Origin of the sequence: Microbacterium sp. NPDC097977, from assembly GCF_040302605.1 — a bacterium.
Classification (GTDB): Bacteria; Actinomycetota; Actinomycetes; order Actinomycetales; family Microbacteriaceae; genus Microbacterium.
In genome coordinates this window covers 1-18580 of record NZ_JBEOUR010000066.1, presented here as the reverse complement: position 1 = coordinate 18580, position 18580 = coordinate 1, and the positions used below count along the sequence as shown (strand labels likewise).

At 68.4% G+C, this 18580-nt stretch carries 18 protein-coding genes; 8 read left to right on the top strand and 10 right to left on the bottom strand.

The window, feature by feature from the left end; translation table 11 throughout:
• Window positions 1-207: 207 nt before the first annotated feature.
• Window positions 208-729, bottom strand: a complete 522-nt coding sequence (locus ABTZ43_RS13745) for a hypothetical protein (RefSeq protein ID WP_350539241.1) — start codon at window positions 727-729, stop codon at window positions 208-210.
• A gap of 115 nt (window positions 730-844) precedes the next feature.
• On the opposite strand from ABTZ43_RS13745, the gene ABTZ43_RS13740 reads away from it, so the two are divergent.
• Together ABTZ43_RS13740 and ABTZ43_RS13735 are read left to right on the top strand one after the other, a co-directional pair.
• A complete protein-coding gene (locus tag ABTZ43_RS13740) occupies window positions 845-1492 on the top strand; it encodes a TetR family transcriptional regulator (RefSeq protein ID WP_350539240.1) in 648 nt (215 codons plus the stop codon).
• Between the two features lie 154 nt (window positions 1493-1646).
• Window positions 1647-2216: a hypothetical protein gene (locus ABTZ43_RS13735; RefSeq protein ID WP_350539239.1), complete on the top strand. Its 570-nt coding sequence runs from the start codon at window positions 1647-1649 to the stop codon at window positions 2214-2216.
• Between the two features lie 12 nt (window positions 2217-2228).
• On the opposite strand, the gene ABTZ43_RS13730 is transcribed toward ABTZ43_RS13735, so the two are convergent.
• From ABTZ43_RS13730 to uxaC, 7 genes are all read right to left on the bottom strand, one after another.
• The gene (locus tag ABTZ43_RS13730; RefSeq protein WP_149422362.1) at window positions 2229-3239 is read right to left on the bottom strand and encodes a LacI family DNA-binding transcriptional regulator; all 1011 of its coding nucleotides are present in this window, start codon (window positions 3237-3239) and stop codon (window positions 2229-2231) included.
• Window positions 3240-3344: 105 nt separating this feature from the next.
• Window positions 3345-4340 carry a Gfo/Idh/MocA family protein gene (locus ABTZ43_RS13725; protein WP_350539238.1) on the bottom strand — a complete coding sequence of 332 codons (996 nt, stop codon included), beginning with the start codon at window positions 4338-4340 and terminating at the stop codon, window positions 3345-3347.
• 25 nt (window positions 4341-4365) lie between these two features.
• On the bottom strand, window positions 4366-5199 hold the full coding sequence (locus tag ABTZ43_RS13720) for an ATP-binding cassette domain-containing protein (protein WP_350539237.1): 834 nt from the start codon (window positions 5197-5199) through the stop codon (window positions 4366-4368).
• Window positions 5196-7007, bottom strand: a complete 1812-nt coding sequence (locus tag ABTZ43_RS13715) for a dipeptide/oligopeptide/nickel ABC transporter permease/ATP-binding protein (RefSeq protein WP_350539236.1) — start codon at window positions 7005-7007, stop codon at window positions 5196-5198. The genes ABTZ43_RS13720 and ABTZ43_RS13715 overlap by 4 nt, the downstream gene beginning before the upstream one ends.
• Window positions 7004-7945, bottom strand: coding sequence for an ABC transporter permease (locus ABTZ43_RS13710; protein WP_149422365.1), 942 nt, complete (start codon window positions 7943-7945; stop codon window positions 7004-7006). Before ABTZ43_RS13710 ends, ABTZ43_RS13715 begins: the two co-directional genes overlap by 4 nt.
• A 61-nt stretch (window positions 7946-8006) precedes the next feature.
• Window positions 8007-9353 carry a mannitol dehydrogenase family protein gene (locus ABTZ43_RS13705; RefSeq protein ID WP_149422366.1) on the bottom strand — a complete coding sequence of 449 codons (1347 nt, stop codon included), beginning with the start codon at window positions 9351-9353 and terminating at the stop codon, window positions 8007-8009.
• Window positions 9350-10744: a glucuronate isomerase gene (gene uxaC / locus ABTZ43_RS13700; RefSeq protein ID WP_350539235.1), complete on the bottom strand. Its 1395-nt coding sequence runs from the start codon at window positions 10742-10744 to the stop codon at window positions 9350-9352. The genes ABTZ43_RS13705 and uxaC overlap by 4 nt, the downstream gene beginning before the upstream one ends.
• A 179-nt stretch (window positions 10745-10923) precedes the next feature.
• Between uxaC and manD the strand changes: the two genes are divergently transcribed.
• The 3 genes from manD to ABTZ43_RS13685 all read left to right on the top strand — a co-directional run bounded on the left by manD (window position 10924) and on the right by ABTZ43_RS13685 (window position 15791).
• Window positions 10924-12162: a D-mannonate dehydratase ManD gene (gene manD, locus ABTZ43_RS13695; RefSeq protein ID WP_350539234.1), complete on the top strand. Its 1239-nt coding sequence runs from the start codon at window positions 10924-10926 to the stop codon at window positions 12160-12162.
• 121 nt (window positions 12163-12283) lie between these two features.
• A complete protein-coding gene (gene uidA / locus ABTZ43_RS13690) occupies window positions 12284-14047 on the top strand; it encodes a beta-glucuronidase (protein ID WP_350539233.1) in 1764 nt (587 codons plus the stop codon).
• Window positions 14048-14237: 190 nt separating this feature from the next.
• Window positions 14238-15791, top strand: coding sequence for an ABC transporter substrate-binding protein (locus ABTZ43_RS13685; protein ID WP_350539232.1), 1554 nt, complete (start codon window positions 14238-14240; stop codon window positions 15789-15791).
• 25 nt (window positions 15792-15816) lie between these two features.
• Here ABTZ43_RS13685 and ABTZ43_RS13680 read toward each other — a convergent pair whose 3' ends face one another.
• Window positions 15817-15951 carry a hypothetical protein gene (locus ABTZ43_RS13680; protein ID WP_350539231.1) on the bottom strand — a complete coding sequence of 45 codons (135 nt, stop codon included), beginning with the start codon at window positions 15949-15951 and terminating at the stop codon, window positions 15817-15819.
• Here ABTZ43_RS13680 and ABTZ43_RS13675 point away from each other — a divergent pair.
• The 3 genes from ABTZ43_RS13675 to ABTZ43_RS13665 are packed head-to-tail and all read left to right on the top strand — an operon-like array spanning window position 15941 to window position 18158.
• Window positions 15941-17197 carry a flavin-dependent oxidoreductase gene (locus ABTZ43_RS13675; protein WP_350539230.1) on the top strand — a complete coding sequence of 419 codons (1257 nt, stop codon included), beginning with the start codon at window positions 15941-15943 and terminating at the stop codon, window positions 17195-17197. The two genes, ABTZ43_RS13680 and ABTZ43_RS13675, sit on opposite strands and share 11 nt — an antisense overlap.
• On the top strand, window positions 17194-17685 hold the full coding sequence (locus tag ABTZ43_RS13670; protein WP_350539229.1) for a MarR family winged helix-turn-helix transcriptional regulator: 492 nt from the start codon (window positions 17194-17196) through the stop codon (window positions 17683-17685). Before ABTZ43_RS13675 ends, ABTZ43_RS13670 begins: the two co-directional genes overlap by 4 nt.
• Window positions 17685-18158 (top strand): DUF3237 domain-containing protein, encoded by a 474-nt coding sequence (locus tag ABTZ43_RS13665; RefSeq protein WP_056415641.1) that lies wholly within the window; start codon window positions 17685-17687, stop codon window positions 18156-18158. Before ABTZ43_RS13670 ends, ABTZ43_RS13665 begins: the two co-directional genes overlap by 1 nt.
• 25 nt (window positions 18159-18183) lie before the next feature.
• On the opposite strand, the gene ABTZ43_RS13660 is transcribed toward ABTZ43_RS13665, so the two are convergent.
• Window positions 18184-18580, bottom strand: a 397-nt coding sequence (locus ABTZ43_RS13660) for a substrate-binding domain-containing protein (RefSeq protein ID WP_350539228.1), incomplete at its 5' end; no start/stop codon positions are given.

Here is an 18580-nt window from a genome sequence, read left to right as displayed (position 1 = left end):
GCCGCATCGTCGTCGACGATCTCGATGCCGATGCCGGACTCGTCGTCCGCGGCGGTCGCCGACGGTGCGGCACCGAAGGCAGGCCCGCACAGTGCGACGACGACGGCGGCGACCGCCGCTCTGGCCCACCATCCCGATTCTCGGTGCACCGGAACCCGGCGTGCCGAGGCGGTCCGATGTCGAGAATCCTTGCGCACGCGCACTCGATCAGATGACGGAGTGCGTGAGTACAGCGGCGTAGCTGTCGGCGAGAGCGTCCGACGGAATCACGAACGAGACGACAGCATCCCAGGACGCCGCGTTCTGCCCCGTCACCGCAGTGGCGGTCTGGACCACACTCGGGCCCGCGCCTGTCGCCGTCGTCTCGGTGACGGTGACGGTACCCGTCGTCGTCGCCGCGGCCGGGTCGTACGTGAAGCCGGAGGCGGGAATCGAGATGCCACCCTCGGTCTCGGGGGTCAGGTCGCCCATCGACACCGAGGTGACCCAGCCGAGGACACCCGCCCGGTCATCGGTGACAGCCACTCCCGCGAGCGTGGCCGATGCGGTCCCGCCCGGAGAGACCGAACCCAGATCGAAGGACGCGGGTGCCGAGATCGACAGGGCTCCGCCGTCGACCTGCGCCTGAACGGGCGTCGAGTCGTCGGCTCCGCTCGCCGAGTGCACCCCGACGACACCCAGTGCTCCTGCTGCCGCCAGAACGCAGGCAGCCTTCCATGACCGATTCATTTTTCCCTCTCATTTCAGCAGACGATCGTCTGCTGAAATGAATCTACCCGTGATCACCGCTCCCACAAACTCGAGCCTGCGGAAGACCGCCCGATTCAGCGAGTACCGTGCATAGGTGGGTTCCCGATTTGATCAGAAAGCGGCGACGAGAGAGAGCATCCTTCTCGCCGCTGCTCAGCAGTTCGCCGAGCACGGGTACGCGGCGACATCGATCTCGGGCATCGCCGCCCGGATGGGCAAGCCGAAGTCCGCTCTGAGCTACAGCCAGTTCCGTTCCAAGCTGGACATCGCCAACGCGATCGTCGAGCGCCAGCTCGAGGTGTGGAAGCTGCTCATCGAGCGCGTCGAGCACGCGGACCCGGGCCTGCCGCGTCTTCTCACCCTCCTCGTCAGCGCCGCGGCGGACGCGCGGACGAGCCCGTTCGGCCCCGCGGCCATTCGACTCGTCCTCGAAAGTCGTGAGCACCGCCTCTTCGACCTGCTCTACACCGGACAGAGCTGGTTCGAGTACGCGTACGCGCAGGTCGGTGAAGCCGTCGCTCTCGGGCAGCTTCCTCCCGCGACAGATCCGCGCGAGGTCGGCTACCTTATCCTGAGCGCGAGCTTCGGGGTCTACGAGGCGAACAAGAACGGATTCCGCCTCGTCGATCCCGACCGCGCCCTCCGGATGCTCTGGACCGGATTGCTCAGAGAGGCCGGCGTCGCCGACCCGGCCGCCATCGTCGACGACGTGCACGCGGTCGCGCTCGACGTCGAGTACTGACAGGCGATCGCCCGTTCGTCGGCCTCGGATGCGCGTGTGGTTCTCGAGATGAGCGAGGCGCGTTCTAGGGTTGACCCGTTCTCCTCCGGACGAGCACCCGTCGGGCTCCGGACCGATCGGATGCCATGAACACCTCCCACGATTCGAGGATTCGATGACCACGCAGCCGCCTCCGCCTCCGCAGCCGCCGCAGTATCCGTCGCCTCCGCCGGCTCCGTACGCGGTGTTCTCGGGCATGCTCGGCGACAACGCCTCCGACGGCTGGCTGCTCGCGCGGGCGGAGGTCAGCAACGGCCTCATCACCCTCTGGGTCGAGCTGCCGAGCGGCTGGACCCAGTACTTCAGCGTCAGGGCCGACGAGGTCACGGTGAAGTCGGCTGCGCAGCGCATCACGCTGGTCGTCCGCGGACAGAGCTATCCGCTGCTCGCCGACGCCCGCGCCGTGGGCAGAGCCATCGGGCTCGGCGTCGTCGGCGGCGTCGCCGACGTCGTCGACAAGCCGGGTCTCGAGATCGGAGCCGACCTCGGTCGCGGCGCCAACGTCGCCGGTGCTGCGCGCGCCTTCCAGCAGGGGGGAGGGCCCGAATTCCTCGTTGCGGCGCGGCAGTCGGGTGCGCGAACCTCGAGACTCGGCTACGGCCCCTTGCTTGCGATCGGCTGCGGGGGAGGACTGCTCGTCGTCGTCCTGGTCACCGTGATCACGGTGGTGGCGATCAACTTCTGAGGTCCTGACGCGTCAGGACGGTGCTGCTCCCGTGGACTCTCGGATGACGAGGGTCGTCTCGAGGGGAGCGTCCGTGCGCTCGTCCTCCGCACCGGCGAGTATCTCGAGCAGACGCTCGACGGCGCGAGCGCCTGCCGCGGTGAGCTGCGCGCGAACGGTGGTCAGCGGGGGTGTGATGAGTTCGCTGCCGAAGATGTCGTCGAAGCCCGAGACGCTGAGGTCACGGGGAACCACGAGTCCCTGCTCGGCCGCGGCCTGCATCAGCCCGATGGCGATCAGATCGTTGAACCCGATGACCGCGGTCGCCCGCGAGGCGATCACCCGTCGGAGCGCATCGCGGCCCCCCTCGATGGTCGGCGCGTTGTGCCCCACCTCGGTCAGTGCCATGCCTCTGTGCTCGGCCCCCTCGAGAAGGCGTTCGAAGCGTCGTGCGGAGATCCACGACGTCGACGGCCCCGCGACGTAGACGAGCGCCCGATGGCCGAGTCCGTCGAGATGCGTGAGAAGCGCGTCGACGCCGCTGTCGATGTCGGGCAGCACACCGCTGACGCCGTCGACGGCCCGGTTGATGAGCACGGCGGGCTTCTTGGCCGCGAGAGCCGTGATGCGTTCGTTCGACAGACGCGTCGTGGCGAGCACCACCCCGTCGACGCTGGGCAGCAGACGCTCGATGGTCTCGGCCTCGGCCTCGTCGGACTCCTGCGACTCGGCGATCACCAGCGTGTACCCCGCCTCGGCGGCTGTCTTCTCCGCACCTCGGACGATGCCGAAGATCACCGGGTTCGTGATGTCGGCCACGACCAGAGCGAGCGTCTGGCGCCGCCCCGTCGGCAGCGCACGCGCCATGGGGTTGAAGCGGAAGTCGAGCTGGTCCGCTGCCGCCCGGATGCGCGCCTCCGTCTTCGCGCTGACCCTGCCCGGCTTCGACAGTGCTCGGGAGACGGTCGAAGGGTTCACTCCCGCCAGCTCGGCGATGTCGTAGATCGTGGGCGCCTTCGTGCTTCGAGACGGAGTCTCAGACATGCGCAGCCATCCGCTCCGCGCGCGCGAGCGTCGCCGACGGGGTGAGGGATGGAGATGGGGACATGAGACGATCTTCGCGCGAAGCGGGGGGAGAGTCCAACACGGTCATCGGGACCCCTGCCCGGCGGCGCGGAAGATCTGCGTTCTCGCCTCCGCGAGCACGGCGAGCACCGAGAGCGTGGCGTCGGCATCATGCTCCGGATGCTGAAGATGACCACTCCGCACAGCCTCGTGCACGGAACGGATCATCGGGGTGTAGCCGTGACCCTCGAGAGGCAGGACGAGCTCCTCCGGACGCTCGAAGAGCGCGGGGACGTCGCCGGAGTGGATCCGTGCCCTGTGGCCCGCCCAGAACATGCCCTCGATAGTCGCCCACCCCCTCGACCCGCTGACGGCAGCCGTCGGATCGACGAAGGCGAGCGCGGACACTGCGGCCTGCGAGAGTCCCGATTCATGGCGCAGGGTCAGAGCCGCCGAGACATCCACGCCGTCACGCACCTGACCGGTCGCCTCGACCCCTGTGACCGGTCCGAGCGCCCAGGTCGCCAGAGTCGTCGTGTAGATCGCCTGGTTCAGGATCACGCTCCCGCCGAGTTCCGCGCTCCAGCGGCTGCCGCCCGGCGGGAAGGGCGCTCCGAACCCGCCGCGCACGTGGCTCACCTCTCCGAAGTCCCCGGACAGAGCGCGCCGCATCACCTCCCGGTGCAGCGGATTGAACTTCATCCACATGCCCTCCATCGCGAACCTGCCGTGGGCGGTGGCGCAGTCGAACACCTCGGCGGCCTCTGCATCCGACATCGCCATCGGCTTCTCGACCAGCACGTGCTTTCCCGCCGACAGCAGCTGCACGGCGAGCGCCGCATGCGTCGCGGCGGGGGTGGCGATGTAGGCGATGTCGACATCGTCCGCGGCGAGCACAGCTGCGAGATCCGTCGTCCCGACTGTCTCGTGCCTCCGCGCGAAGCCCGCCAGGCGTTCGCGGTCTCGTCCCCAGGCGCGGGTGATCGTCCCCTCGGCCGCACGGATGTCGGAAGCGAACGAGTCGGAGATCTTTCCCGTGCCGATCACCGCCCAGCGCAGCCCCTCGGCGGCAGCGGTCACCGTGCGCCACCTCGCGTGCGAGCCGTCACGCCGTGCGTTCCGCATCCATCAGCGCCCGGCGGGCGAGGCGTCGCTCCTGCTGGCGCCGAGGATCGGCGACGGGTGCCGCGAGGAGGAGCTTGCGCGTGTACGGATCATCGGGATCCGAGGTGACCTTGGCCGCAGGGCCCGTCTCGACCATGTCGCCGCGGTAGAGCACCGCCACTCGGTGGCTGATGTGCCGCACGACGGTGAGGTCGTGGGAGACGAACAGATACGCCACACCCGTCGCCCGCTGGATCTCGACGAAGAGGTCGAGCACGCGGGCCTGCGTCGAGAGGTCGAGGGCCGACACGGGCTCATCGCACACGATGAGGCGGGGGCGGGGCGCGAGCGCCCGCGCGATGGCCACCCGCTGCCGCTGTCCTCCGGAGAACTCTCGCGGCAGCCTCTCGATCGCGTCGGACGGCAGACCGACCTGGTCGAGGAGCGTGCGGACCTGGGCGCGCGCGTCGCGTCCCGTCGCTCCCTGCACGATCAGGGGCTCGGCGAGGATGTCGCCGATGGTCATGGCCGGGTTGAGCGACGTGTACGGATCCTGGAAGACGACCTGGATGTCCTTCGAGAGCTTCCGCCTCGCGGCGCCCGACACGGTGGTGATGTCCTCGCCGGCGAAGCGGATGGACCCGCCGGATGCGCGGACGAGGCCCAGCACGGCGCGGCCGATGGTCGTCTTGCCGGAGCCGGACTCTCCGACCAGTCCGAGGGTCTCGCCGGCGGCCACGTCGAGGGAGACGCCGTGCAGGACCTCGACCGGAGCCGCGCGGAACCCCCGGGCGGGGAAGGCGACGCGCAGATCGCGCACTTCGAGCAGGCTCATTTCGTGTCTCCTTCGACAGCGGCGGGCGGGGCATCGGCACGGACCGATTCCTCTTCGAGGATGGAGCCGAGCAGCATCTGCGTGTACGGATGCTGAGGGTGATCGAAGATCTCGAGGGTCGTCCCCGCCTCCACGATGGATCCGTTCTGCATGACGGCGATGCGGTCGCAGACATCGGCGACGACGCCGAAGTTGTGCGTGACCAGGAGGACGGCCATGTCGAGCTCGGCCTGGAGGTCGCGCAGGAGGTCGAGGATCTCCGCCTGGACCGTCACGTCCAGGGCCGTGGTCGGCTCGTCGGCGATGAGCAGCTTCGGTCGGCTCGCGACGGCGCCGGCGATGAGGGCGCGCTGCGCCATGCCGCCGGAGATCTCGTGCGGGTAGGAGTCGAAGGTCCTCTGCGGATCCGCGATGCCCACGCGGGCGAGGAGCGAGAGGACCAGATCCTTCGCCTCCGCCTTCGACATGCTGCTGGACGAGCGGACGCCCTCGACCAGCTGCACGCCGACGCGGTAGCTGGGGTCGAGATTCGACATCGGCTCCTGGGGGATGTACGCGATCTCGCGTCCGCGGAGGGTGCGCATGCGCGCCTCGGGGAGTCCTACGAGCTCACGGCCGTCGAACACGATGGAGCCGCTGGTGATGATCGCCTCGTTCGGCAGCACTCCGAGAGTGGCGAACGCGGTCTGCGACTTGCCGGATCCGGACTCGCCGACCAGCCCGACGACTTCCCCGCGATTGATCTTGAGGTCGACGCCGCGCACGACTTCGGCGATCCCGCCGGAGGTCTGCGGATAGGCGATGGCGAGGTTCCTGATCTCCACGAGGTTGCGGGCGTCGACCACCTCGTCCTCGTCGGCGGATTGCTCGGCGCTCGGTGCCGCGCCGATGCGCGCGGCCTTGGGCTTGGCCCCCTCGAAGGCGTCGCGCAGCGAATTGCCCAGCAGTACCAGCGATGCGGTGATGACACCCAGCAGGAGGCTCGGCCAGAGGAACTGGGTGGGGGCGATGTAGAGGTTGCGGAAGCCGGAGGCGATCATCGCCCCGAAGCTCGGGATCTCGATCGAGCCGACTCCGAGGAAGGCGAGACCGGACTGGACGCCGATGCTCGTTCCCGCGAGGAAGGCGGCGGCGATGATGATCGGTCCCCGCACCACGAAGAGCACATGTCGGCCGAGGATGCGCAGGTTTCCCAGACCTGACACCCGTGCGGCATCGACGTAGAGCTCGTTCTTGACCCCGAGCACGAGGTTGCGGACGATCCGGTAGATGCCTGGCGCCAGCAGGACGCCGAAGATGAGCATGGTCGGTCGGTAGTCGCCGCGGGTGACGGGCATCAGGATGATCAGCAGCAGGACGCCGGGGAAGGTCATGATCAGGCTGAAGACCCACTCGGTGGCCGACTGCGTGATCCGCCCGAAGTAGCCGCCGACGAGACCGCCCAGAACGCCGACGACGAGCGCCACGCTCGTTCCCAGCAGTGCGGCTATCACCGCGGTGTTGATGGAGTGCAGCAGCCTGGCGAAGATGTCACGCCCCGACTCGTCGGCCCCGAGCAGGAATCCGGGAGTGCCCACGGGGGCATTGATGGCGTTCAGGTCCGTCTGGTTCGGACCATGAGAGGTGAGGAAGGGCGTGAGCAGGCCGAGGAGCACGATGATGACCAGAAGGCTGATCGTGATGACGGCCTGCGGGTCGCGCAGCAGCTTCTTCCACACCGGGGTCCGCGACGACCGTGTCGCGGTGGCGATGGCTTCGGTGCCGGGAACGCGCACCGTCCGCGTGGTGGGATCGTTGGGGAGCGTCACTGGACTCTCGCTTTCGGGTTCAACCAGCCATTGGCGAGGTCGGTGATGAGGTTGACGACGAAGACCAGGAGCACGCCGAAGGCGGTGATGGCCATGATGACCGGGATGTCACCCTGGAGCGAGGCGTTGAACGCGAAGCTGCCGTAGCCCGGCAGGGCGAACACGTTCTCGATGATGAGCGAGGACCCGAACATCGAGATGAACTCGAGGGACAGCACGGTCAGTGCGGGACTGCCGGCGTTTCGCAGCGCATGCCGGATGACGATCGACGACGTCGACACTCCGCGGGTGCGCAGGGTGCGCACGTAGTCGCGACGGAGCTCGTCGATCATGCGTCCTCGCACCTGGGCCGCGAGGTTCGCGACGCCGCCGACCACGAGGACGATCACCGGGATGGTGATGCTGCGCACCCACGCCAGAGGATCGTCCGTGAGCGGGGTGAAGCCGGTCGCCGGCAGCCACTTCAGCTGCACGGAGAAGATGACGACGAGGCCGATCGCGAGAAGGAGCCCCGGCACGATGTATCCGACGAGCGAGATCACCTGCGCCGTGCGGTCGGCGGCTCCTCCGCGCGATGCCGCCCACACGCCGAGCAGCGTCGAGAGGACTGCAGTGATGAGAAGGGCCGGCACGATGAGGGAGAGCGTCACCAGCAGGCGCTGGATGACCGACGGTGCGACCGGCAGCGACGTGTACACCGAGACCCCGAAGTCGCCCTGCACCGCGTGGAGGAGCCACTCGAAGTACTGCACGACGAGAGGGCGGTCCCAGCCTCGGGCGTTCATGAGGTCGGCGACCGACTGCGGCGTCGCAGAGGGGCCGAGGATCGTGTACGCCGCCGCTTCGAACGAGCTCCCGAGCAGCAGGAACGTGATGAAGGTCACGAGCAGCGCGAGGACGAGACCCGTGAGGAGCCTGCGCAAGATGTAGAGGGTCATGATCTGTCCTGGTTCGATCCCGAGAGGTGATGCGGATGGAGGGTGCGAGAGGCTGTGGTCATCATGTTCGCACCGGGGAGAACGTGTTCATCGCCGTCTCGACGGAGGACACGAACGCGGCACTCGCGGCGAGTGCGGGTGACACCGCTCCGACCATGGTCGAGATGTCCGCGTCGGGAGGCGTCGGTGAGCCGAGCAGCCCGTCGCGGCCCGCCTGGATCCAGGCGGCCACCGCTGTCGCGCCGCCGGGAGCCGAGCGCCCGGCGGCCAGTTCGCGAAGTGCCACCGGAGCCACCCGCAGCGCGAGCTTCAGCTGCGAGTGGAGGGCGATCTGACTCAGGCGATGCTCTATGCGTCGGTTCGCGAACCTGCTGACGAGGTCGGCGCGATAGCGATCGGGATCGACGGAGGAGGGGAGATGCGCGGCCGCCTCGTCCCAGAACGTCTCGACAGCCCGCCGGCACTCGTCGTCGACGATGGCGTCGGCGACCGAGACGTGTCCGCGCAGCAGCCCGAGGCAGGCGAGCAGCGTGTGCGCGCCGTTCAGCATCCACAGCTTGCGGTCCTCCCACGGTGCCAGCTCGTCGACGAACGTCGCTCCGGCGGTGTGCCACTCCGGGCGGCCCGCGGGGAAATCGCCCTGGATCACCCAGTCGCTGAACGGCTCGGCGATGACCGGCGCCCGATCACCCAGAGGAGCTCCCAGCTCCGCGAGCTCCTCGTCCGACACGCTCGGGGTGATGCGGTCGACCGAGCTCGACGGGAACGACGCCGTCTGCGCGAGCCAGGTGCCGAAGGCCTCGTCGATGCTGTGCGCCCACGAGAGGAGCCCGCGGCGCAGCATCCCGCCGTTGTCCGGCAGGTTGTCGCACGACATCACCGCTACGGCACCCGCTCCCGAACGTCGTCTGTGCTCGAGGGCGAGCAGCAGGCGTCCGAGGGCTGTGGTCGTCGTGGCGGTCTTCGGGTCGGCGCCCCGGAGGATCACGTCGCGCAGGGCCGCGTCGTCGGACACGACCTCGGGGTCGTCCGCGTCGTGCAGGCCGTCCGCAGCGAGCCGATAGCCTCTCTCGGTCACCGTCAGCGAGATGATGGCCGTGTCCGGCGCCGCGACATCGTCGAGGAACTCGGGCAGCTCGTCTCCCGATCGCGCACTCACGATGCTGGACACGACCTGCATCCGGTCGCCCTCGTCGCCGCGCTCGACCAGGGTGTAGAGGCCGTCCTGTGCCGACAGCGCGTCGGCGAGAGCGCGCGAGCGACCCGTGTAGGCGGAGATGCCCCATCGGTCGGAATCGGCGGAGCGATCGGTGTACCAGGCGAGGTGGGAGCGGCTGAACGCGCCAAGCCCCAGGTGCACGATCCGCACCGGCGGAGCGCTCGCGGAGCGGCTCAGGAGCGCGGTCACAGCTTGAACACCCGTCTCGGGAGTGCATCGACGGACTCGCCGATCACCCGCCGCGCTGCGGCCTCCGACAGTCGGCCCTCGCCGACGAGACGGGCGAGGAACGCCGCATCGGCCCGGCGAGCGGTGTCATGCCGTGCAGGGATCGAGAGGAAGGCGCGGGTGTCGTCGATGAATCCCGAGCTGCGGGTGAACCCGGCGGTCTCGGTGACGGCTGAGCGGAATCTGTTCATCGCATCGGGAGCGTCGAGGAACCACCAGGGTGCTCCGACGTAGACCGAGGGGTAGAAGCCCGCGAGGGGCGCGAGTTCCCGCGAGTACGCGGTCTCATCGACGGTGAACAGCACCAGGTGCAGGTCGCGGGCGAGTCCGAAGCGCTCGAGGAGCGGGCGAAGCCCGCGTGTGAAGTCCGTGGACACCGGGATGTCGTGGCCCGAGTCAGGGCCGAAGGAGCGGAAGGTCGCGGTGCTGTGATTGCGGAGGACGCCGGCGTGCACGGTCATCACCAGCCCGTCGTCGACGCTCATTCCGGCCATCTGCAGCAGCATGTGGCCCCGGAACACGCGCCGCTCCTGCGCTGTCGCCGAGCCGGCCCGCACCGACGAGAAGAGCGCGTCCGCGTCGTGCGGATCGAGGTCGACCGTGAAGGGCTCTTCCACGCCGTGATCGGCGGAGACCGCACCATGGGCGATGAAGTGCGCACGTCGAGCGCGTAGGGCCTCGAGATAGCCGGCGAACGTCGACGGCTGGGACTCGGCTTCGAGCAGGCGGGCGACGTCGTCGGCGAAACCCTCCGCGTCGGGATCGACGTAACGGTCGGGACGGAAGGTCGGCAGGACCCTGCCGCCGACGGCTCCGCGGAGCGCGTCGTGCTCGGCGAGGTCGGAGAGGGGGTCGTCGGTGGTCGCCAGCACGTCGATGCCGAAGGAGTCGAAGAGCGCGCGGGGGCGGAACTCCGGGGTGCGCAGCAGTGCGGCCACGCGCTCGTACTCACGGTCGGCGTTGGCTTCGCCGAGGTCTTCATCGAAGCCCAGCAGCCCGAAGAACTCCTCTCGCAGCCAGTGCGCCGACGCGGTGCCCTCGAGGACGTGCCAGTGGGCGGCGAAGATCCTCCAGGCGTCGCGCGGATCCACCTGATGACCCCCCAGGCCCAGACGGTCGAGGTCGACACCGGAGGCGTGCAGCAGGCGGGTGATGTAGTGATCGTCGCGCAGCAACAGGCTCGTCGGATTCTCGAACGGCTCGTCGTGCGACAGCCACTCGACGGGGACATGGCCGTGCGGCGAGATGATTGGGGCGCCCGCGACGGATTCGTAGAGATCCCGGGAGATCTCGCGAGTGCGCGGATCGACGGGGAAGAGGCGATCCGGGTCACGGCGTCGTGGCTGAAGCATGCGGATCAGTCTGGCTCTTTGGCAACCGAATGTCAATCGGTTGCCGTTCTGTTTTCAGGGATACTGGGGAATCCCGCCTGCTGTGCGGCAATCGCTTGCCAATGATCGGTCATCATGATTCACTGAAGTCTCCACCGCAGCGCCGCGGCTCTCGTCGGCGCCGATCGAAGGACAGCAGAATGTTCATCACCTCAGCCGAAGTCATCGTCACGAGCCCGGACAGGAACTTCGTGACACTCAAGCTCACGACCGATGACGGGCACACCGGACTCGGCGACGCCACCCTGAACGGACGCGAGCAGGCAGTGGTCGCGTACCTCGCCGAGCACGTCGTGCCGCTGCTGCTGGGACGAGACGCGCACAGCATCGAGGACACCTGGCAGTTCCTCTACCGCTCCGCCTACTGGCGCCGGGGGCCGGTCACCATGGCCGCGATCGCCGCCGTCGACATGGCGCTCTGGGACATCAAGGGCAAGGTCGCGGGCCTGCCGGTGTACCAGCTCCTCGGTGGGGCCTCGCGACGAGGGCTCCTGGCCTACGGCCACGCCAGCGGACGTGACCTGCCCGAACTCTTCGACAGTGTTCGTGCGCACCTCGAGAAGGGGTACCGCGCCATCCGGATCCAGTCCGCGGTCCCCGGCCTGACGTCGATCTACGGGATCGCCTCCAACGCCACGTACGAGGCGAACAGCGGAGTGCGCTACGACCACGAGCCCGCGCAGCGCGGAGGTCTGCCGAACGAGGAGGACTGGGACACGCGCAGCTACCTGCGGCACATGCCGACCGTCTTCGAGGCGGTGCGCAACGAGTTCGGTCCCGAGCTGCCGCTGCTGCACGACGGACACCACAGGATGACGCCCATCCAGGCGGCGCAGCTCGGCAAGAGCCTCGAGCCCTACGACCTGTTCTGGCTGGAGGACTGCACCCCGGCGGAGAACCAGGAGGCCCTGCGTCTCGTGCGTCAGCACACCACCACGCCCCTGGCGATCGGCGAGATCTTCAACACCGTCTGGGACTACCAGCAGATCATCCGGGAGCAGCTGATCGACTACGTCCGCTCCGCCGTGACGCACACCGGTGGCATCACCCACCTCAAGAAGGTGCTCGACTATGCGGCGCAGTACCAGATCAAGTCGGGGATGCACGGTCCGACCGACATCTCTCCGGTGGGCATGGCTGCGGCGATGCATCTGGGACTGTCGATCCACAACTTCGGCATCCAGGAGTACATGGAGCACGGGCAGAAGACCGACGCGGTCTTCCAGCAGAGCTTCTCCTGGGTCGACGGGCATCTGCACCCGGGCGACGCTCCCGGGCTGGGCGTCGAGCTCGACATGGACGAGGCCGGCCGCTATCCGTACCAGCGCGCCTATCTGCCCTTCAACCGCCTCGCCGACGGCACGGTGCACGATTGGTGACCTCGCCGACGTCGCGCGATCTCCGAGATGATGGAGATGACCGGTCGACGGATCTGGATCGATTCACTGTTGGCAACCGATTGACAAAATGCACCGCTCCCGGCGGTCGAGAGGATGCATCATGCTGACCCCCCGAAGCACGCCCTCCCGCGACATCCGATCACTCGACGGGCTGTGGCTCTTCGCTCTGGATCATGAGGTGTCCGAGACGCCGTGGACCACGACGCTGCCGGTGACTCGGCAGGCACCCGTCCCCTCGAGCTACAACGACGTCTTCGTCGACCCCGCGATCCGCGACCACGTGGGCGTCGTGTGGTACCAGCGCGAGATCGCGGTGCCGGCGACGTGGCGGGACGAGCGGATCGTGCTGCGCGTCGATGCCGCCACCCACAGGGGCGCGGTCTACGTGGGCGACACCCTGGTGGCGGAGCACGACGGCGGCTACACGCCCTTCGAAGCCGACATCACGGATCACGTCGAGGCGGGGACCGCCGTCCGCGTCTCCATCGCCGTCGACAACCGGCTCACGTGGGAGACGATCCCGCCAGGGCTCGTGGTCCCCGGTGAGAACGGTCGGGACACGCAGGTGTACCGCCACGACTTCTTCAACTACGGGGGCCTGCCTCGGAGCGTGCGGCTCTACTCCACCCCGCGGCAGCACATCACCGACATCCGGGTGGACACGGCGGTACGGGATGACGGCGTCGCCGTCATCACGTACACCGCCGGGCTCAGCGCGGAGATGCCCGTGTCGGTGACGCTCGTCGACGAGGAGGGCGTCGAGGTCGGCCGCTCTCTCGGAGCGACCGGCGAGATCATCGTCGACTCGCCGCATCTGTGGCAGCCGGGCGCGGCCTATCTCTACGACCTGGTGGTCCGCGCCGAGGGCGACTCGCGTGATGAGTACACGCTGCCCGTCGGCATCCGCACGGTCGAGGTGCGAGGGCAGCAGTTCCTCATCAACGGCGAGCCGTTCTACTTCACGGGGTTCGGCAAGCACGAGGACGCGGACATCAGAGGCAAGGGTCACGACAACGCCGTCATGGTGCGGGACTTCGAGCTCCTGGGGTGGATCGGGGCCAACTCGTTCCGCACCTCGCACTACCCGTACGCGGAGGAATGGCTCGACTACGCGGACCGACACGGGATCGTCGTCATCGACGAGACCGCGGCCGTCGGTCTGAACATCAACATGGCGGCGGGACTGCTGGGCGGAGCGACGCAGCCCACGTTCTCGCCGGAGACCATGAACGACCGCACCCGGGAGTCGCACGCGCAGGGTATCCGCGAGCTCATCGCGCGGGATGCGAATCACCCGTCGGTGGTCATGTGGTGCATCGCGAACGAGCCGGCGTCGGCCGAAGACGGGGTGCGCGAGTACTTCGAGCCCCTGGTGCAGCTCACCCGAGAGCTCGATCCCTCGCGCCCCGTCACCTTCGCGAACCAGGGCGCCGCGCGCTATGACAACGACCTCATCGTCGACCTCTTCGATGTCATCTGCCTGAACCGGTACTTCGGCTGGTACGAGACGACCGGCGACCTGGTGGCGGCCGAGAAGGCTCTCGAGGAGGAGCTGACGGGGTGGGCGGCGCATCACGACAAGCCGATCATCATGACCGAGTACGGTGTCGACACCCTCAGCGGTCTGCACAGCGTCGCCGAGGTGCCCTGGACGGAGGAGTACCAGATCGCCTTCCTGGAGATGTATCACCGGGTGTTCGACCGGATCGACGCCGTCGTCGGTGAGCAGATCTGGAACTTCGCCGACTTCCAGACGACGGTCGGCATCTTCCGCGTCGACGGGAACAAGAAGGGCGTCTTCACTCGGGATCGACGGCCGAAGTCGGTGGCTCGGGTCCTGCGGCAGCGCTGGTCGGACGGCTGATCGGCAGCTCTCGGAACGGACGGACGGATGACGGGGCGGCTCCTGCGATCGCGCAGGTGTCGCCCCCTTCGCGCGCGCGGGAGCAGCGGGTCGTCATAGTGTTGGCAATCGGTTGTCAAAATCGCCGATACGTGGTTGACTGTCGTCATTCGGGCAACGTCAGCCCGTTACGACGAAGGAGTCTCGCATCATGCGCACCAGTTCACAGCGTCGATCTGCGCGTGCCGCCACGGCAATCGCCGCAGCTCTCGCCCTCGCACTGAGCATCACCGCCTGCAGCAGCCCGAGCGGGGGGCAGTCCGGGGGCCAGTCGAACGACAGCGCCACGCTCACCCTGGCGATCCAGGCGCCGCCCCCCTCGCTGGACCCCGCCCAGCTCGACGAGGGAACCGGGACGTTCATCTGGTCCTCGCTGTTCGACACGCTCCTGAAGGTCGACAACGAAGGGAAGATCGTCCCCAACGCCGCAGAGTCGTGGGAGTACTCGGAAGATCTGCTCACGCTCACTCTCACTCTCCGCGACGATCTGACCTTCAGCACGGGCGACGCCGTGACGGCTCAGGACGTGGCCGACACGCTCAACCGCACTCGCGAGACCCCCGGTCAGCAGCAGCCGAAGCTGAGCTCCGTCGAGTCCGTCGAGGCGCCGGATGACGTGACCGTGGTGCTCAATCTCTCGAAGCCCGACCCGGTGCTGGTGAACTATCTCGCCCAGGCCACCGGAGTCATCGGAGATCCCGCCGTGCTCGACGATGCCGAGAGCGCCGTCCGTCCCACCGGATCCGGTCCGTACGAGCTCGCAGACTCGACGGTCGACGGCACCTCCTACGTCCTGCAGCGTCGCGACGACTACTGGAACGCCGAGGCGTATCCCTTCGAGACCGTCACGGTCCGCGTGATCCAGGACTCCACCGCGATCTTCAACGCGCTCGTCGCCGGCGAGATCAACGCGGCCAACATCCAGGCCCCGCAGCTCGAGCAGGCGAAGAGCTCCAACCTCACCGTGGCGCAGATCGGCTCGGCGGCGACGATCCTCCTGCTCCTCGCAGACCGGGAGGGGACGATCCAGCCGGCGCTCGGAGACGAGCGTGTGCGGCAGGCGCTCAACATGGCGTTCGATCGCCAGCTCTATGTGGACACTCTCTTCGCGGGCATCGCGGAGCCGACCGAGCAGAACTTCAACATGAACGGCGCCGCGTACGACGCCTCGCTCGAAGACACCTATCCGTTCGACCCCGAGGCGGCCCGCGAGCTGCTGGCCGACGCCGGATACCCCGACGGATTCACGCTGACGATGCCGAGCACGCTCGTGTCGCAGAACTACGAGCCCGCGATCACGCAGTCCCTCGGTGACATCGGGGTGACGGTGCAGTGGGAGCCGGTGCCGCCGCAGAACATCGCCAGCTCGCTGACCGGTGGTCAGTACGCGGCGGTCGTCTGGGCCGAGGGCACGAACCTCGCCGGTCGAGAGATGGCGAACCACTTCTCTCCGAACGGCTTCCTGAACCCGTTCAACTGGGAGACGCCCGAGTTCGACGAGATGCTCACGGCGATCGCCGCCGAGTCGGACCTCGACGCACAGGCGGAGCTCTACAAGAAGGCCAGTGCCTACACCGTGGAGCATGCTCTGAACGCCCCGATCGCCTCGTTGGGTGCGCTGTGGGCGACCTCGAAGGATGTCGAGGTGGCGACTGAGGTGAACGTGCCGAAGACCGTGCGGATGTTCGCCCCGTCGGGCGACTGACTCGCGACAGCAGGGCACCCGCGCCTCAGGCGCGGGTGCCCTGTGCGATCGCGGCGACGCCGCCGAGCGATTCCTGACCCTTGCGCCCATCTAGTTTTGTTGCAAAACTACATGGGCGGCTCACGGTGAGTCGCAGCCAGGAGCGATCAATGAAGATCATCATCATCGGGGCGGGCATCGGCGGACTCGCCACCGCCGTCAGTCTGCATGAGGCCGGACTGCGTGACGTCACTGTCTACGAGCGCAGCACCGCGATCCGCGGCCTCGGAGTGGGCATCAACCTGCTGCCGCACGCGCTGCGCGAACTCACCGAGCTCGGCATCGCCGACACGATCGCCGAGCTGGGTGTCGAGCCGCGGACTCTCGCCTATTACAACCGTGTCGGGCAGCCGATCTGGAGCGAGCCGCGCGGCCTCGCGGCGGGCTATCACTGGCCACAGCTGTCGGTGCATCGAGGTCGGCTCCAGCTCGCGCTGCGCGACCTCGCAGAGGCCCGTCTCGCCGAGCCCATCCGCCTCGATCACCGTCTCATCGACATCGTTCGCAACGACGACGGCACCGAGACCGCGCGCTTCGCCACCGGCGGCGGCACGGTCGAGGACACGGCAGACGTGATCATCGGCGCCGACGGCATCCACTCCGCCCTGCGCGCGCTGCGATACCCCGCCGAGGGGGCGCCGCCGTGGAGCGGCCTCACCCTGTGGCGCGGAGTGACCCGGATCCCGGCGTTCCTCGACGGACGCACCATGATCATGGCGGGCGACGGCGAGCAGAAATTCGTCGCCTACCCGCTCGGCCCCGTCGACCCCGACGGACGGATGCCGGTGAACTTCATCGCCGAACGCCGTGCCTCGGGCTCGGGTGATGCGGACTGGAACCGCGCCGTCGACCCCGCGCCGATCGCCGAGCTGTTCCGGGACTGGCGCTTCGACTGGCTCGATGTGCCCGCTGCCATCGCCACCGCGGACGAGATCCTCGAGTACCCCATGGTCGATCGCGACGCCCTGCCGCAGTGGACGTTCGGTCGCACCACTCTGCTCGGCGATGCGGCCCACGCGATGTATCCGAACGGGTCGAACGGCGGCTCGCAGGCGATCCTCGATGCCCGCACCCTCGCCTTCCACCTGGCCACGGCCGAAGGCATCGATGAGGCGCTCGCGGCGTACGAGCAGGCGCGGCGTCCGGCGATGACCGCGCTGCTCGCCGGCACGCGTGCCACCGGACCCGAGCGGGTGATGCAGCTCGCCCGCGAGCGGGCCCCGCACGGCTTCGTCGACATCGACGACGTGATCCCGTACGCCGAACGCGAGCAGATCGCCGCCGACTACAAGACCTCAGCGGGATTCCTTCCCGAGATCCTCAACGAGCGCCCCTCACTCACGCCGGCCTCGGCGGTGACGCCATGAGCGATCTCGACGCGGGCAGGCTCGCCGCCGTCATCTCCCCGCTGCGTCGCGCTCTGCTCGCCGCGACGCGCGCAGAAGCGCGCTTGCCCGAGATGTCGGATGCGCAGATCGACGTGATCCGCGCGCTCCCGCGGGGCACGTCTCGAGGCCCGGCCGAGATCGCCGACCGGCTGCGTCTGAGTCGTTCGACCGTGAGCAACCTGCTCGGCGCGATGGAGGGTGACGGACTCGTCGAGCGGACCCCGGCTCCGGCCGACGGCCGGCGCGTCGTGGTGCGCGCCTCGGCGGCGGCGCTCGATCTCTTCGACCGGTTCGACGCCGCGAACTCCGCGCTCGTCGCTCAGGCGACAGCGCGTCTCGACCCCGGCGAGCGGGCGGCACTCGATGCGGCTCTCCCCGTTCTCGAAAGGCTCTGCGCCGTGCTCGCCGGCACGGAGTCGCCGCCCGCCACGCCAGATACGGCTGCCCCAGCTGAGGAGTCGAACTGATGACATCGCACGACGCGCTTCCTGTTCCCGGCCTCGAGTTCGCCTTCGACGTCACCGTCGAGCTCGGTGCGCTCGAAGACCACCTCGCCACCAGCGTCGGTCATCGCCGCGTGGTGCCGATCCTCGGCGGGAGCGTCACCGGTGCGGTCGAGGCCGAGATACTGCCGGGGGGTGCCGACTGGCAGATCGTGCGTCCGGACGGCACGATCGAGATCGACGGTCGCTACACCGCTCGCACCGCAGGCGGCGATCTGCTCCTACTCCACGCGAAAGGACTGCGCACCGGCACTCCTACGATCCTCGAACGGCTGGGCAGAGGTGAAGAGGTCGATCCCGGCTCGTACTACTTCCGCACCACGGTGCAGATCGAGACGGCGGCGCCGGGGCTCGCGCACCTGCAGAGGGCTCTGTTCCTCTCGGCCGCGCAGCGGCAGGCGAACGCCGTGCGCTACCGCGCCTATCGGGTGAGCTAGCGGCGGGCTCGGGCGTCGGCAGATCTCAGGATCGTGCGTGTCCGACGGGGCGGGTCGATGCGCGCTCGCGATAGATCAGGTCGAACCACTCGGTGCCGCGCGCGGAGTCATCGGCCTTCTCGATCAGCGAGATGAGCATCTCGCCCGCTCGCATCCCGGCATCCTTGGCGCGCAGATCGAGAGCCGAGATGGGAGGCTGCACGATCTGCAGTGCGGGACTGTCGTTGTACGCGACGAGCTGGACATCGTCGGGGACGGAGTGGCCGAGTTCGCGGAGCGTCGAGAGGATGCCGACTCCGAGACCCTCGGGGAGGCACACGATCGCGTCGACATCGGGGTGAGCGTCGTGCAGGCTCCGGATCATCGTGTGCAGTTCCTCAGCCGAAGGGACGCCGTGGAGGTCGATGAACCTGACGGTGATG

Coding starts and splice junctions, on each gene's coding strand:
- ABTZ43_RS13745 (WP_350539241.1), bottom strand. CDS start 729: ATGAATCGGTCATGGAAGGCTGCCTGCGTTCTGGCGGCAGCAGGAGCA.
- ABTZ43_RS13720 (WP_350539237.1), bottom strand. CDS start 5,199: ATGAGCCTGCTCGAAGTGCGCGATCTGCGCGTCGCCTTCCCCGCCCGG.
- manD (WP_350539234.1), top strand. CDS start 10,924: ATGTTCATCACCTCAGCCGAAGTCATCGTCACGAGCCCGGACAGGAAC.
- ABTZ43_RS13735 (WP_350539239.1), top strand. CDS start 1,647: ATGACCACGCAGCCGCCTCCGCCTCCGCAGCCGCCGCAGTATCCGTCG.
- uxaC (WP_350539235.1), bottom strand. CDS start 10,744: ATGCTTCAGCCACGACGCCGTGACCCGGATCGCCTCTTCCCCGTCGAT.
- ABTZ43_RS13675 (WP_350539230.1), top strand. CDS start 15,941: ATGAAGATCATCATCATCGGGGCGGGCATCGGCGGACTCGCCACCGCC.
- ABTZ43_RS13710 (WP_149422365.1), bottom strand. CDS start 7,945: ATGACCCTCTACATCTTGCGCAGGCTCCTCACGGGTCTCGTCCTCGCG.
- uidA (WP_350539233.1), top strand. CDS start 12,284: ATGCTGACCCCCCGAAGCACGCCCTCCCGCGACATCCGATCACTCGAC.
- ABTZ43_RS13680 (WP_350539231.1), bottom strand. CDS start 15,951: ATGATCTTCATTGATCGCTCCTGGCTGCGACTCACCGTGAGCCGCCCA.
- ABTZ43_RS13685 (WP_350539232.1), top strand. CDS start 14,238: ATGCGCACCAGTTCACAGCGTCGATCTGCGCGTGCCGCCACGGCAATC.
- ABTZ43_RS13730 (WP_149422362.1), bottom strand. CDS start 3,239: ATGTCTGAGACTCCGTCTCGAAGCACGAAGGCGCCCACGATCTACGAC.
- ABTZ43_RS13670 (WP_350539229.1), top strand. CDS start 17,194: ATGAGCGATCTCGACGCGGGCAGGCTCGCCGCCGTCATCTCCCCGCTG.
- ABTZ43_RS13665 (WP_056415641.1), top strand. CDS start 17,685: ATGACATCGCACGACGCGCTTCCTGTTCCCGGCCTCGAGTTCGCCTTC.